This is a genomic window from Butyricicoccus faecihominis, assembly GCF_014648015.1.
Taxonomy (GTDB): Bacteria; Bacillota; Clostridia; order Oscillospirales; family Butyricicoccaceae; genus Agathobaculum; species Agathobaculum butyriciproducens.
This window is the reverse complement of sequence record NZ_BMQH01000009.1, coordinates 57,343-72,704: the sequence shown is the minus strand read 5'-3', so window position 1 is coordinate 72,704 and position 15,362 is coordinate 57,343. Positions and strand designations below refer to the sequence as shown.

The window sequence follows — 15,362 nt, the reverse complement described above, 5'->3', positions numbered from 1 at the left end:
TTTTGCTTATTCGTAGGCGGAATAGTCGATCTGATCCGGACGCGGCTCCCATGCGACAATTTTACTGCCCTTGGAAGGCTCGGTCATCGGAGCGGTATCCGATGGGGAGGCAGTGAGTACGATTTTCTGCGTCAGCTTGTCCTGGTTGCGCGTATGTCGGGTCTTCGTGAGCTGCAGATTGCGCAGATTGCCGGAGAACTGCGTTTCATACAGCTCTTCCCAATACGATTCGTTCAAGGTGGTTGAAGTGGTGCCGGAGATAGAGCCGTCCGCAGTATTCAGCGTGTAGTTCACCTTAGATTTGGGTTCGTCATCATATTGGTAGACATTGGCCTCATATGCTGCCGTATAGCGTGTGCCGCTGCGGGTAAACAGCGTGTCACCGGCGGATTCTTCCAGATCGCGGCGGTCTTGCAGTGCATGCGCATAAACACCGCTCCAGCCGGTACCGGCAGCGTCTTTTTCGCTGTTGATGACGATGGATTCACCGATCGTATGCACCTTGCCCTGTGCCAGCTCGGACCAGCGTTCGGGAGAATCATTGGAGCCTCTCTGCGTATCCATGGTGTAAACCTTGAGCCATGCACCGTTTTTCATGGCAGTCATGCGGTCGTTCAGTTTGGTGTCAAACTCGGCCCAGTCGGCGAAAACGCCGGACAGTGCGGGACAATGCAGGTAGAAATGGCCGTAGGTGTCCGTTGTGCGCAGTTGGACCTGCAGATTTTTACGGTCCGCGGCGCTGAGATCATGCAGAGCCGCGTAAACCGCGGTCTCGATAGAGCTGTCGTAGCCGTATCGCGGGAAGAAATTCTGCGGCAGTTCGCCTAAATCGGCAGAGATCGTGGCCTCGATGCCGTTTTCGTCGGTCAGTGCATTGATTTTGGCAGACGCGTTATAGGTTGTGTCGCCGGAGATGGTGTTGAATACCGTGTAAGCGGCACTGATATCGACCGTGCTTTGCAGAGCCTTTGCGTTCTGGCCGTAGGACGGCTGTGCCTTGAGCCACTGATTGAGAACGGTAAAGCGGCTGTCAATGTCGGCAATCAGTGCATCGCGGTCATAAAGAACCGCAGTCTGCACACTGTTGTCCCACTGCACGGTAAGGCCAAAGCCTTCCGCGAAAAAGCGAATCGGAACGTAAGTACGTCCGCTTTTCTTGTACGGCGCAGAGTCAACATCGGTGGTTTTGATGACCTTTCCGGTGCTGTCATCGGTTATGGTAAGCTGCTTGCCGCCAAGCGAGAAGGCAAGTGTCTGCCCGTCCTTTTTAGCGGTAATCGCACCTGCGTTGTAGTCCACTTCGGCACCGAGCGCCTCGGCGATTGCACGGAAGGGAACCATGGTACGGTTGTTCACCTTTTCCGGCTTTGCGTCCGGAAATTTGACGATGCAGCCATTCAGCTGCACGGTAAGCTGCTCGCGCAGCGGAAATTCATCGTCACATACCATGGATAAGGCTGCTTGATGATAGAAATCTTCCACACTGTCATAGATACGCATGTCGATGTCAAATTGCAGTTCTTCCATGGAACCAATGAAATAATAGTCCAATGCGATCTTCGGATTGGCCAGTATCTTCTCCATGTACTGGCGATACCGGTCGCTTGCCGTGTCATAGTCGAACGTGTAGAATCTGTGGGTAGTGGCTTCAAAATCAGCTGCGCTGTCGTACCCAAACTGCTGATACATCGGCGGTGTGGTATCCAGTGCGAGCGCGCTCGGCGCAGAGCCTGCCAGCAGCAGTGCCGCCAGTGCCGCAGAGGCAAATCGTTTCATCTTTTTCATGTCGTAACCCCCTCATGTTGGTGTTACTACCATTGTACAGGAAATCGGTAGGGGTTGTCTACCTGTAACCTGACGCAAATTGGCAGAGAAAAATCGGCATATTGCCCATGCAGCCGCATAGGGTAGAGCAAGGGAGGGCACTGCTATGTTTATCACGATCACACGCACGGGTCTGCGCCGAATCGGTGTGGGACTTAGCGCTTTTGCGGTTCTGACTGCGGTTTTCATTCTGTTTCCGCGCGAAAATACTGAGCCAACAGCCGCCGAACAGGCGGTTCCCGCGTCTGTCAGCGACTGGGGATTATCGTTCCAGACCGAGGGACAGCCGCCGGTCGGCAATGTCTCCGCCGAGGAACTGCGGCAGTACAACGCGTTTTACGTCGGTGACACGAGCCGAAAGACCATCTACCTGACGTTCGACGCGGGCTACGAGAACGGCTGCACGCCTGCTATTCTGGATGCGCTCAAAAAGCATAACGCGCCTGCCTGCTTTTTCGTGGTGGGCAACTTTATTGATACTGCACCGGATCTCGTAAAGCGCATGGCAGCGGAAGGGCATATTGTGGGCAACCACACGCTGCACCATCCGGATATGTCCGGCATTGCGGATAAGAGCGCGTTTGCGGCAGAGCTGAACGGTCTCGAGGAGAAATACACCGCGCTGACCGGTCAGCCGATGCAGAAATTTTATCGTCCGCCGCAGGGCAAGTTCAGCGAGGAGAATCTCCGGCAGGCGCAGGAGCTGGGGTATACCACGGTTTTCTGGTCGCTCGCGTATGTGGATTGGTATACGGATAATCAGCCGACCGATGAGCAGGCATTCTCCAAGCTGCTTCCGCGGATACATAACGGGGCCATCGTGCTGCTGCATTCCACCAGTGAGACCAATGCGAGGATTCTCGATGAATTGCTGACCAAGTGGGAGAGTGCGGGTTATGCCTTTGGCTCACTGACAGACCTGATATCCGGCTAAACCGCAGGGGGCGGCTCGGCGCACCGCATGTAACGATTGGTACGCGTTATCCCGTAGGGGAGCACAGTGTGCTCCCACGCAACACCAAATCACACGGTTCTCGGGCGAACACTGTTCGCCCCTACGGTTACGCAGCTGCAGATGGTTTACAAACGGTGCGCCGAGGTACGGGAAAACGATATGGTAAAATAAAACCCTCTCTGGATTTTCAGAGAGGGTTTTGTGCATTGTTTGCGTTTACGGCATCATCACGCGGCCTTCAAACTCGGCGCGGCGCTTGATGTCCTTCATGACGGTATCGAACTGGTTGAGGTCGAGCGACTGTGCACCGTCGCAGAGGGCGTGTGCGGGATCGTTATGCGCCTCGATGATCAGGCCGTCAGCACCGGCAGCGATGGCTGCGCGGGACAGCGGCTGCACCATATCACGGCGGCCTGCTGCGTGGGACGGGTCGATGATGATGGGCAGGTGGCTGAACATTTTAACCAGCGGAACAGCGGAGATATCCAGATTATTGCGGATCAGCTTCTCAAAGGTACGGATGCCGCGCTCGCACAGGATAACATTGGTATTGCCGCCTGCGAAAATGTACTCGGCAGCCATGAGGAACTCCTCCATGGTGGCGGACAGACCGCGCTTGAGGAGGATCGGCTTGTTGCAGCGGCCCAGCTCCTTCAGCAGCATGAAGTTCTGCATATTGCGGGCGCCAAGCTGGATGATATCCACATCCGCGAACAGGTCGAGGTGCTTTTCGCTCATGATCTCGGTGACGATCGGCAGACCGGTCTGACGCTTTGCCTCGAGCAGCAGCTTGAGACCCTCGTCCTCCAGACCCTGGAACGAGTACGGGGAGGTACGCGGCTTGAATGCGCCGCCGCGCAGGAAGGATGCACCGGCAGCCTTGACGCGCTCGGCACACTCGACGATCTGTGCTTCGTTCTCGACCGAGCACGGACCTGCCATAACATTGAAGTAGCCGGTGCCGATCTTGCGGCCCGCAACCTCGATGATCGTGTCCTCGGGATGGAATTTGCGGTTGACGGCCTTAAACGGCTCGGTCACGCGCTGTACACGCTCGACCACGTCATACGCCATAATGTCCCTTTCATCGAGCCGGGTCGTGTCGCCCATCAGGCCCAGGATGGTGGTATCTGCGCCCTCGGAATAGTTGATCCGCAGCCCCATATCCGTGAAATGCTGCATCAGTTTTTCGACATGTCCTTTGTCGCTGTTTTGTTTGAGTACAACGATCATTTCAGTTCACTCCTTCACAATGTGATAAATTTTAAGCAAGATTTACGGTACGCTTAAATTTTTTCAGCTTTTTTACAGCGTACGATTTGAAGTATACCATATCAGAGGGCAAAAAGAAAGAGCGATTTACGACAAATCGCCCTTTGATTTTCCACGCTTTTTGCACATGGTTGCTTTCTGCTAACCGGCTGCTTACGATGCGTTTGCCGCCTCATCGGCCTTCAGCTCCTTGTATTTGGCGGTTACTGCGCTGCAGAATTCATCCCAGCGTCCGCTGTTGATGAGGGTGGACGGGCAGATTTTGCCCGAAAAGTCCTGATGCTTTTTCAGTGCCTTGGACGGGTTCAGGTCGTACTCGATCAGCAGCCGCGCGCACAGCTTTTCGGTGTTGATGAGCGTCTGTTCGTAGTTGCCGTCCGAGTTGACGCACATTTCAATGCCGATGCCGTTCATGTTGCCGCCGTTCTTCTCCATGCCGTCGCCTGCGTGATAGGCAGTCTCATCATCCGGCAGATGGTGGTAGATCTCGTGATCGTCCACCGTGTAGTGCCACGAAACAATGCCCTCCCCGGCGTTGGCGTTCTGGTGGATGAATGAGTTGTGCGCGGCCGCATTTGCGCCGGAGCCGGTGTTGTCGGTCTCGTGGATGACGAGATACTTGATCTCGCGCTTCTGTCCCGGACGGGCGCGTGTGCCCTCGGGAAGAAAGTCGGTCATCACCGGAATATCCTCAATGTAGGTCAGACCGGCGTCGGTCTGCGGCTCGCGGAACACGATCTTCTGTGTCAGCATGCCTGCCGCAAACGACACGATCATCAGTCCGACTGTCAGCATCAGGCTGACCCGAAGTCCCTTGCTTCTCTTTTTGCGTGCCATGATTCACCTTATCTTTTCAAAATGATATCGTCTTACTGTTCCATTGTACTACGTTTTACGCGATTTTTCAAAACAAAGACTGTAAACTTTTTGTGATGGCGACACCATATATGCGGATTCGGTATCAAATTCGTAAAATTTGCAAGATGAACTTGCATTTGCACGCGGATTCCCTTATAATAAAAGTTACTCGGAGAGGCGAAGCCTTTCAGCAGAATTTCTTTGACCGCCCGGTTTCTGCGCGAAAACGGTGCCAAGGCCATACGGACAGCCGGGTCAAATGCCGAAACTGGCAACTTTGTTGCCTTATTGAATTTTATAAGTTGGCTGACTAAAAGCCGTGTGCCGCGGGCGCATCACACTTGTGAAACGATCAATAAGAGTACAAAGGCAACACCGTACAATTAAGACTGCGGCGCTTTGCGGAAATTTTGCCCCCTGATTTCGTTGTGATTTTTTGCAATACAGCAAGTATTGACGCAAAACCACGCCTTATCAGAGCACAAAATTTACTCGCAAATCACTCTTGCTTCATTATGCGGTATTGCCTAAAAGTAACGATTCTTGCTATATAGACTCTTTCCTCTTCCATAAAACCTACGGAATGTGCAGAAGCATCTGCAAAAAGAGAATGATCATCCCCAAGTGAAAGCGTACCGTGTGTACCCCTTTCGCCTGGGGATTTTTTGGTATTGTGAGGATATGAAATGCAGAACAAGCTTAAACTTTACGGGTTCAACAACCTGACCAAGGCGCTGTCCTTCAACATTTATGATGTCTGCTATGCAAAGACCGAGCGCGAACAGCGTGACTACATCAAATATATCGACCAGCAGTACAACTCCGAACGACTGACCGGCATTCTCGAGCGGGTGACTGAGATGATCGGTGCGCATGTGCTGCACATTTCCAAGCAGGATTACGACCCGCAGGGTGCCTCCGTAACCTTTCTCATCGCGGAGGAGCACATGAAGCCCGCGCTCGAGCCGGATACCATTGTCGCGCACCTCGACAAGAGCCATGTTACCGTGCATACCTACCCGGAGTACCATCCGGATACCTGCCTTGCCACCTTCCGCGTGGATATTGATGTTGCCACCTGCGGCGAGATCACGCCGCTGTCTACGCTCGATTACCTCATCGGCTCGTTCGATTCGGATATCATCACCATGGACTACCGCGTGCGCGGCTTTACCCGCGATATCGAGGGCAAAAAGCTGTTCATGGATCACCATATGACGTCCATTCAGGACTTTATCGACCCGAAAACGCTCGAGCGGTACGACGCCTACGACATTAACGTGTACCAGTCCAATCTGTTCCACACCCGTATGCTGCTCAAGGAGGTCGATCTGCAGAACTACCTGTTCAATACCGACATCTATGAGCTGCCGCCGAAAACAAGACTCAAGATTCACTCCGACCTCAGACGAGAGATGATTGAGATATTTTCGGGCAAGAACATCTACTGATTTCGATTGAAAATACATTTTCAATCGAGAAAGACAAACCGAACGATGTTCGGATTTGTCTCACAATATAATTTGCGCGTCGCTGCGCGGCACACAAAGTTTATTCCTTGTATAAAAACCGTGATACATGCTCCCGGTTTTTATCAATCTGCTGCGCAGATTGTATTTCATGCGCGCTTCGCGCGAAAGCGCAGCATATCATTCTCTGCCGAAAGAAGGCATTTTTATGGATCAATCCCGTGCGCCGATCATGGAGGCGCTCGAAAACTTCAAAGACATGCGTATTGTGCCGTTCGATGTGCCCGGACACAAGCGCGGACGCGGCTCGCCGGAATTAACGAAATTCCTCGGTCAGCAGTGCATGACGGTGGACGTCAACTCGATGAAGCCGCTCGACAATCTGTGCCACCCGACCAGTGTTATCCGCGAGGCCGAGGAGCTGGCGGCGGATGCGTTCGGTGCGGCGCACGCCTTCCTGATGGTGGGCGGCACGACGAGCAGCGTACAGGCGATGATCCTGTCCGTTGTCAAGCGCGGAGACGAGATCATCCTGCCGCGCAACGTACACCGCAGCGTCATCAACGCGCTCGTGCTGACCGGCGCGATTCCGGTTTACGTCAACCCGCAGATGAACGACCGGCTTGGCATTTCGCTCGGTATGTCGGTCGCGGATGTGAAGGCCGCCATTGAGAAGCACCCGTCCGCGAAGGCGGTGCTCGTCAACAACCCGACCTACTACGGCATCTGCTCGAACATTCGGGAAATCGTAAGGCTCGCGCACGCGGCAGGCATGAAGGTGCTCGCTGACGAGGCGCACGGCACGCATTTCTACTTCGGTGAAAATATGCCGGTCTCCGCGATGGCGGCAGGCGCGGATTTGGCATCCGTTTCCATGCACAAGTCGGGCGGCTCGCTCACGCAGTCCAGCTTTCTGCTGTGCGGTCCGTCCATGAACGCGGAGCACGTTCGCCAGATTATAAACCTGACCCAGACGACCTCCGGTTCGTACCTGCTGATGGTCAGTCTGGATATTTCGCGCAAGAACCTTGCCCTGCACGGCAAGGAGATTTTCCGAAAAGTCGTTGACCTGACGACCTATGCGCGTGAGGAGATCAACGCCATCGGTGACTACTACGCCTACGGCAGCGAGCTGATCAACGGCGACACCGTGTACGATTTCGACACGACCAAGCTGGCGGTGAACACACTGGATGTTGGTCTGGCGGGCATCGAGGTGTACGACATTCTGCGCGATTTTTACGATATTCAGACCGAGTTCGGTGATCTCGGCAACCTGCTCGCCTATGTTTCGGTGGGCGACCGAGAGCGCGACCTGGAACGTCTGGTAGCCGCTCTCGCGGATATTCGCCGCCGCTACAAGCGCGACAAGGCAACGCTCATGCGGCAGGAGTATATCTCTCCGCAGGTGGTCGCCGGCCCGCAGGAGGCGTTCTACGCGGACAAGAAGGCCATGCCGCTCGAGGAGTCGGTCGGACGCATCTGCGCGGAGTTTGTCATGTGCTATCCGCCCGGCATCCCGATCCTCGCGCCCGGTGAGCGTATCACCCGCGATATTCTTGATTATATTCGCTACGCCAAGGAAAAGAACTGCATGCTGCTCGGCACCGAGGACCCCGAGGTGAACAGCCTGCAGGTCATCCGCGGCGTTGTCAGCCCGGAATAAAAGGAGCGTTTCACTCATGCAACTTACCTTTACTGAAATGCACACGCCGACGGTTGGGCTGCAGATACAGGTAGACCGTCAGCTTTACACCGAACAGAGCGATTTTCAGCGCATCGACGTGTTTGAATGCGAGGAATTCGGTCGGTTTCTCACGCTTGACGGCTACATGATGCTGACCGAGCGGGATGAGTTCATCTATCACGAAATGATGGTGCATGTGCCGCTGGCCGTGCTCGGTGAGAAGATTAAAAAGGTGCTCGTCATCGGCGGCGGTGACGGCGGCTGTGTCCGCGAGCTGTGCCGCTATCAGCACATCGAGCACATCGACCTTGTGGAGATTGACGAGCGCGTTGTCGCGGTCTGCAAGGAGTACCTGCCCGGTGTGGCGTGCTCACTGGACGACCCGCGCGTGCACATTCTCTATCAGGACGGATTAAAGTATATCCGCCGGATTGAGGACGAGTACGACCTTATCATCATCGACTCGACCGACCCGTTCGGCCCGGGCGAGGGCCTGTTCACGATGGAATTTTACGGCAACTGCTACAAGGCGCTCAAGGAGCACGGCGTGCTCGTCAATCAGCACGAAAGCCCGTTCTACAAGGGCGATGCACTGGCGTGCCAGAGAGCGCACCGCAATATCGTGCACTCGTTTGAGCTGAGCCGTCTGTTTCAGGCGCATATCCCGACCTATCCGTCCGGACACTGGCTGTTCGGCTTCTCGTCGCGCGGCGTGCATCCAGTGCGCGATCTGAATCCGGACTGGTGGAACAGTCTGGGACTGGAAACCAAATATTACAATACCAATCTGCACAAGGGCGCGTTCTATCTGCCGAATTATGTGCAGAAGCTGCTGGAAAAGGTAGAGTAACGTAAGCGTTGGACAACCGCTTTCTCTGCACCGGCTGACTGGGGCACACGAACTGCGTGAGCGTGTTCGCCCCTAACGGGCGGCAGCCTTTTTTCAGCACCGGCTGAGCGGGGCGCGCGAACTGCGTGAGCGTGTTCGCCCCTAATGGGCGGAGAGTTTTTCGCTGAACCTCAGCGGGGAGTGCGCCTACCCGGCGGGGGCACAAGAGGGTAGACACCTGCGGTTTCCACCCTCTTGTGAATCACCCCTTTCCCTTGGAGGGTCTGGCGCAGATTGCCTACATGTGACCGCTGCGAAATGGGGGAACGACAGAGGATTTTTTCTTCCGTGTCTTTCTCAACCTGTTCGCAGTGTCGGATACATTACTGCTACACAGGTCGGCTACTTCCAGCAGGCGCAACATACCCGTGTTGCGCAATTCGTTAGTCCGGAGGTTACGGACGGCACCTACGCAGGATAAATGATACCAAACATCTAAATTCGCAGATGCCGTGCGTTACAACGTGCCAAGGATTTGCGCGGCACGGGTATGCCGCGCCCTGCGTAGAGTAACCCATATGTGTAGCAGTACGCTGTCTGTGGACTGCGAAAAGGCGGAGAAAGACACGCTGAGGTAACCCGACTGCCGTTCCCCTTTTCCTGCTTACGCAGTCTACCGTCTGCACCCAAGCTATCCCAACAAGGGAAACGGGTGTTCAAAGAGGGTAGAAACCGTAGGTGTCTACCCTTTTTGCCCCCGCCGCGGGTGCGGCGCGTTCCGTTCGCTTCTCAAGCGGCAGTTTAACAAATAAAGACCATTCAATAAATCTAAATTATATATACAGTTAAAAATGAGGAGGAATTAACAATGGGAAGAGCATTGATCATCGGCTGCGGCGGTGTTGCCGGCGTAGTTATCCACAAGTGCTGCCAGAACAGCGACGTTTTTGAGGAAATTATGATCGCGTCCCGCACCAAGAGCAAGTGCGACGCGATTAAGGAGAAGCTGGACGGCACGACCGCAACCAAGATCCGCACCGCCAAGGTGGATGCGGACAACGTGGACGAGCTGTGCGCGCTTATCGACGAGTACAAGCCGGACATCGTGATGAACATTGCGCTGCCGTATCAGGACCTGACCATCATGGATGCGTGCCTCAAGTGCGGCGTAAACTACATGGATACGGCAAACTACGAGCCGGAGGACACCGACGATCCGGAGTGGCGCGCCATTTACGAGAAGCGCTGCAAGGACGAGGGCTTTACCGCGTACTTTGACTACTCCTGGCAGTGGGCATACAAGAAAAAGTTTGAGGACGCCGGTCTGACCGCTCTGCTCGGCTCCGGCTTTGACCCGGGCGTAACGCAGGCGTACTGCGCTTACGCACAGAAGCATCTGTTCGATGAAATCGACACCATCGACATTCTGGACTGCAACGGCGGCGACCACGGCTATCCGTTTGCGACCAACTTCAACCCGGAGATCAATCTGCGTGAGGTATCCGCGCCCGGTTCGTACTGGGAGAACGGTCACTGGGTTGAAATCCCGGCGATGAGCATCAAGCGCGAGTACGACTTCGATCAGGTCGGCCACAAGGATATGTACCTGCTCCACCACGAGGAGATCGAGTCCCTCGCCAAGAATATTCCGGGCGTGCAGCGCATCCGCTTCTTCATGACCTTCGGTCAGTCCTACCTGACCCACATGAACTGCCTGGAGAACGTCGGTATGCTGTCCACCACCCCGATCGAGTTTGAGGGCCACCAGATCGTGCCGATCCAGTTCCTCAAGGCGCTGCTGCCCGATCCGGCAACGCTCGGTCCGCGCACCAAGGGCAAGACCAACATCGGCTGCATTTTCACCGGCAAGAAGGACGGCAAGGAAAAGACCGCCTACATTTACAACGTCTGCGACCACGAGGAGTGCTACCGCGAGGTCGGCTCGCAGGCCATCAGCTACACCACCGGCGTTCCGGCGATGATCGGCGCGGCGATGCTGCTGACCGGCAAGTGGAACAAGCCGGGCGTGTACACGGTGGAGGAGTTTGATCCCGATCCGTACATGGAGGCGCTGAACAAGTGGGGTCTGCCGTGGCAGATCAACGACAAGCCGGTACTGGTGGACTGATATGAAATTTACTGAGCTTCCTACGCCCTGCTACCTGCTCGATGAAAACCGTCTGGTGCAGAATCTGGCCGTCCTGCGGGACGTTGCTAGACGCACCGGCGCGAAGATCCTGCTGGCGCAGAAGGCGTTCTCGATGTTTTCCGTGTACCCGCTGATTCGGGAGTATCTGGCGGGCACAACGGCCTCCGGTCTGTACGAGGCACGGCTCGGTCATGAGGAATTCGGCGGCGAGACCCATGTCTACGCGCCGGCCTACGCGGAGGGCGAGTTCCGCGAGCTTCTGGAGTACGCCGACCACATTGTGTTCAACTCGTTCACGCAGTGGAAGGCCTACGGCAGCCTTGCCCGCGCGGCAGGGAAGAGCTGCGGCCTGCGGCTCAATCCGGAGTGCTCCACGCAGCCGAGCGACCACGCGATGTACGACCCGTGCGGTCCGGATTCGCGCCTCGGCATTACGATAGAGAATTTTCAGCCGGAGCTGCTCGACGGCATTGAGGGCTTCCATTTCCACACGCTCTGCGAGCAGAATTCGGACGATCTGGTGCGGACTGTCGCTGCATTTGAGCAGAATTTCGGTCAGTATATGGATGGCCTGAAATGGCTCAACCTCGGCGGCGGCCACCATATCACCCGCGCGGATTACGATGTGGAAACGCTGGTGCACTGCATTGATTATCTGCAGAAAAAGTACAAGGTGCAGGTCTATCTGGAGCCGGGCGAGGCCGTTGTGCTGAATGCGGGCTATCTGGTCGCCACTGTGCTTGAGGTGATGCACAACCATAAGGACATTGCGATCCTGGATACCTCGGCGGCGTGCCATATGCCGGACGTGCTCGAGGTGCCGTACCGTCCGCCGGTGTACCGCGGCGGCGAGCCGGGTAAAAAGGCGTTCACCTATCTGCTGACCGGCCGCTCCTGCCTCGCAGGCGACGTCATCGGTGAGTATTCGTTCGATGTGGCGCTCGGCGCCGGTGAGCAGGTCGTGTTCGAGGACATGGCGCTCTACACCATGGTCAAGACCAATACGTTTAACGGCATGCCGCTGCCGCTCATCGCGGTAAGACGCGCCGACGGCACGGATGAGGTTGTGCGTATGTTTGGGTATGAGGAGTTTAAGCGGAGACTTTCGTAAGTTCCTGCCGGGCGGGAGTCTGTTTCTCTGCACCGGCTGACCGGGGGACTTGAACCGCGCAGGCGGTTCACCCTATCCGGGCGGCAGGTTTTTTCAGCACCGGCTGAGCGGGGGGGCACGAACTGCCGCAGGCGTGTTCGCCCCTGACGGGCGGGGAGGTTTTCGCTGAACCTCAGCGGGGAGTGCGCCTACCCGGCGGGGGCACAAGAGGGTAGACACCTGCGGTTTCCACCCTCTTGTGAATCACCCCTTTCCCTTGAGGGTCTGGCGCAGATTGCCGACATGTGACCGCTGCGAAATAGGGGAACGGCAGAGGATTTTTTCTTCCGTATCTTTCTCAACATATTCGCAGGGTCAGATAGTGTTCTGCTACACAGGTCGGCTACTTCCAGCAGGCGCGGCATAACAGTGCCGCGCAAACCGTTTGCGGGTGCAAATCAGCTATAATCGCAGGATTTGGATAATCTGCACAGGTAAAAATGTTGCGCGGCACTGTCATGCCGCGCTCTGCGTTGAGTAACCCGCCTGTGTAGCAGTACGCTGTCTGTGAACTGCGAAAAGGCGGAGAAAGATACGCTGAGGTAACCCGACTGCCGTGTCCTTTTCCTGCTTACGCAGTCTACCGTCTGCACCCAAGCTATCCCAACAAGGGAAAGGTAGGAGTTCAAAGAGGAAGGAAAACCGCAGGTTGTCCTTCCTTTTTGCCCCCCGCGGCGGGCGCCGCAGTCTCCCGCGCTCCGCAGAGCGCAACTTCCTCGCTGAACCTCAGCGAAAAACTCTCCGCCCGTCAGGGGCGAACCGCCTGCGCGGTTCAAGTGCCCCAGAGGGTCGGTGCCGGAAAACACGAAAATGTCAATAGTAAATGCGAAAAAAATATAAAAAAATATAATCAGGCTTCCCGCGCCAATTCTTCAAGGCATTCCGCGAACACGATTTCAGAGGTTTTCCAGCCCAATATTTCACGCGGATAATTGTTTATCCATGCTTCCGTTTCCTTGATGCTCGCCCGGCTTACCTTGTTGAAGTCGGTTCCTTTCGGGTACTTCCGCCGAATCATTTTGTTTGCACACTCATTTGACCCGCGTTCGCAACTTGTGTACGGGTGGCAATAATACATTTTGGTTCGTCTGCCTTTCCGTAGGATAGACCGTTCAAGGCTCTTCACGTCGGAGAACTCCCCGCCGTTGTCTACGGTGATTGTCTGGAACACGCGCGGAAACAGCGCCCCGAACCTCCGTTCAATACGGTTCAGGGCGCGAACTGTGCTGATTGCGGTTCTGTCGCGCATTTTCTCTATAATTTCTTTTCGCGTCAGGCGCTCCGTCATAACCAGCAAGGCGCATGAACCCTCTTTGCTTGAATATACGGTGTCCATTTCCCAATGCCCGAAAGTGATTCGCTGGTTAATCACTTCCGGGCGTTTTTCTATACTCTCGCCCCGCGGGGCGCGTTTCGTTGTCTTTACCCGGTGATAGGGCCGCTTGCGATTCGGCTTCTCCGGCAAGTCCTTGTTCGTCAGGTTCAAGAAAACGCCCTTTTCAATGTAGCTGTAAAACGTGCTGACGCAAATAGAGGTTTTGAACGTCCGGCCCTCTAACTCTATGTCGGCAAGGGCCGCGGCGGGCGAACGGTCTTCTTCAATGACCTTGCGTTCCAAATAGTCGGCAAGTTCGCGGTCATTGCCGATTTTCAGCGGTGCGCCTTTTGCCGCGAGGTTTTCGCGGTATCTCCGTTCTGCTCCGTCCGGGTTGTATCGGTCTTCCGTAATCCATGTTGCACCGTCCAGCCACTCCCAACGGGAACGCTTGATTTCTCTGTAAATCGTGCTGACGTGAACGTGAAGTTCCGCCGCAATCTGCTTCGGCGTATCGCCGCGGTTCAAGCCGTATTCGATTTTCCGCCGATCTGTAAGCTGTAAATGACTGAAACAATGCCCCATGCTATAACCTCCCAATATGCGAAACCCGCCCAAACTATCAAGCCGGGCGGGTTTTGTTCCTCTTTTCAGCGGTTCCCCGCAAAAAGATTATAACAATACTTTTATACTAACGCAAGTATAAAAAACTATTGCTCATTTTCTGTCAGCCATTCCATAGATACACCAAGTATCTTCGCAAGCACCGCAAGTTCATAATCGGTCACAAAGCGGGTCCCGATTTCAATTCTGCTCACGCTGTCCCGCTCCATTGTAATTCCTGCAACTTGTAGACGCGCCGCAAGGTCTGTTTGCGTGATATTCAACCGGGCGCGTGCTTCTTTGACGCGATTTCCGCAAAGGTTCTTTCGCCCCTTGTAGTCGTATATTTTCAACCGCCGATTCCTCCTTTTGTGTTAAAGGTCTGCATTTTTCTTGACTTTAACACAATAAGCGTTGATAATTGTGTTAAAGGTCAGAATCCAGAAAAAGCAATGGTCCGGCCTTTGAAAATAACGCAAGCCGCCCGGACGCTGGGCGGCAGAACGGAGGATTCCACATGAAAAAGGTTCTATCTCTTGTCCTTGCGGCGGCGCTTGCCGTATCCCTCTCCGCCTGCGGCGGCGCTCTTGTCGATCTGGACACACCCAAATCGGAGGAACTGACGGCGCAGTATGATTTTTACCCCGATGCCATGAACACCATTCGGGCAGATATGAAAATCACTCCCGAACAGGCCGATGAAGTCTTTATCATTCTGACTTCCTGCGGCCTTGATGGGAAGATTACAAGCATTTCCGAAAGCAAGGGCGCGTATACCGTCTATTACGGCGGTTCGTCCCTCGACGTTGCACTTTCTGACGGTGCGGTTGAAGCCGTCTATTCCGGGCGTGATATGCTGTACCCCGAATATCACAAGCACAATGTCTTGATGGACTATGACTTGACCGTAAAGGACGTGAAAACGGGTTCCGGCGATAAAATCGGTGAATACGCCTATATCCGCATTACGAAAGCACAGCTTCAAGCCATTACGGAAGAAAACTACAAAGAATTCGTTGAAACCGTCGTCAAGGACAGCGGCTACAACTGGGTTGCAATTCTTTGTGATGACGGCACGGGTATTTGTTTCCCCGGTTCTATGTACTATGTCGGTACATACGGGAAGCAAGATACCGACGGTTCCATTCTTGAAGATTACGGCGCTATCACGCTGGACGAAAACGGCGGCTATACATACGAACAGTTCTGAACAGCAGGAAAGCAAAAGCGACGGGCGCAACGCCCGCCGCT

12 protein-coding genes are annotated in these 15,362 nt (G+C 54.9%); 7 read left to right on the top strand and 5 right to left on the bottom strand.

The features are described 5' to 3' along the window. Positions 1–6: 6 nt before the first annotated feature. Complete coding sequence (locus IEY11_RS10055; protein WP_188886461.1) at positions 7–1,785, bottom strand: stalk domain-containing protein; 1,779 nt, start codon at positions 1,783–1,785, stop codon at positions 7–9. A 145-nt stretch (positions 1,786–1,930) separates the two neighbouring features. Between IEY11_RS10055 and IEY11_RS10050 the strand changes: the two genes are divergently transcribed. Continuing rightward, complete coding sequence (locus tag IEY11_RS10050; protein ID WP_188886460.1) at positions 1,931–2,758, top strand: polysaccharide deacetylase family protein; 828 nt, start codon at positions 1,931–1,933, stop codon at positions 2,756–2,758. Positions 2,759–2,995: 237 nt separating this feature from the next. Here the strand turns inward: IEY11_RS10050 and aroF are convergent, their stop codons facing one another. Continuing rightward, positions 2,996–4,012 carry a 3-deoxy-7-phosphoheptulonate synthase gene (aroF, locus tag IEY11_RS10045; RefSeq protein WP_188886459.1) on the bottom strand — a complete coding sequence of 339 codons (1,017 nt, stop codon included), beginning with the start codon at positions 4,010–4,012 and terminating at the stop codon, positions 2,996–2,998. A gap of 192 nt (positions 4,013–4,204) precedes the next feature. Then, a complete protein-coding gene (locus IEY11_RS10040) occupies positions 4,205–4,888 on the bottom strand; it encodes a peptidoglycan recognition protein family protein (protein WP_118728919.1) in 684 nt (227 codons plus the stop codon). A gap of 707 nt (positions 4,889–5,595) precedes the next feature. On the opposite strand from IEY11_RS10040, the gene speD reads away from it, so the two are divergent. The 5 genes from speD (at position 5,596) to nspC (ending at position 12,154) form a co-directional block, all read left to right on the top strand. Continuing rightward, positions 5,596–6,360 carry an adenosylmethionine decarboxylase gene (speD, locus tag IEY11_RS10035; RefSeq protein WP_110435194.1) on the top strand — a complete coding sequence of 255 codons (765 nt, stop codon included), beginning with the start codon at positions 5,596–5,598 and terminating at the stop codon, positions 6,358–6,360. A 226-nt stretch (positions 6,361–6,586) separates the two neighbouring features. Further along, positions 6,587–8,044 carry an aminotransferase class I/II-fold pyridoxal phosphate-dependent enzyme gene (locus IEY11_RS10030; protein WP_118761088.1) on the top strand — a complete coding sequence of 486 codons (1,458 nt, stop codon included), beginning with the start codon at positions 6,587–6,589 and terminating at the stop codon, positions 8,042–8,044. 16 nt (positions 8,045–8,060) lie between these two features. Then, positions 8,061–8,915: a polyamine aminopropyltransferase gene (speE, locus tag IEY11_RS10025; protein WP_118359683.1), complete on the top strand. Its 855-nt coding sequence runs from the start codon at positions 8,061–8,063 to the stop codon at positions 8,913–8,915. A gap of 847 nt (positions 8,916–9,762) precedes the next feature. Next, on the top strand, positions 9,763–11,022 hold the full coding sequence (locus IEY11_RS10020; protein WP_188886458.1) for a saccharopine dehydrogenase family protein: 1,260 nt from the start codon (positions 9,763–9,765) through the stop codon (positions 11,020–11,022). Position 11,023: 1 nt separating this feature from the next. Continuing rightward, positions 11,024–12,154, top strand: coding sequence for a carboxynorspermidine decarboxylase (nspC, locus tag IEY11_RS10015; RefSeq protein ID WP_118361768.1), 1,131 nt, complete (start codon positions 11,024–11,026; stop codon positions 12,152–12,154). 889 nt (positions 12,155–13,043) lie between these two features. Here nspC and IEY11_RS10010 read toward each other — a convergent pair. After that, positions 13,044–14,093, bottom strand: a complete 1,050-nt coding sequence (locus IEY11_RS10010) for an IS30 family transposase (protein ID WP_147563923.1) — start codon at positions 14,091–14,093, stop codon at positions 13,044–13,046. Between the two features lie 125 nt (positions 14,094–14,218). Further along, positions 14,219–14,464: a helix-turn-helix domain-containing protein gene (locus IEY11_RS10005; protein ID WP_118760544.1), complete on the bottom strand. Its 246-nt coding sequence runs from the start codon at positions 14,462–14,464 to the stop codon at positions 14,219–14,221. 164 nt (positions 14,465–14,628) lie between these two features. Here IEY11_RS10005 and IEY11_RS10000 point away from each other — a divergent pair, with 164 nt between their 5' ends. Then, complete coding sequence (locus IEY11_RS10000) at positions 14,629–15,321, top strand: hypothetical protein (RefSeq protein WP_188886457.1); 693 nt, start codon at positions 14,629–14,631, stop codon at positions 15,319–15,321. Positions 15,322–15,362: the final 41 nt, after the last annotated feature.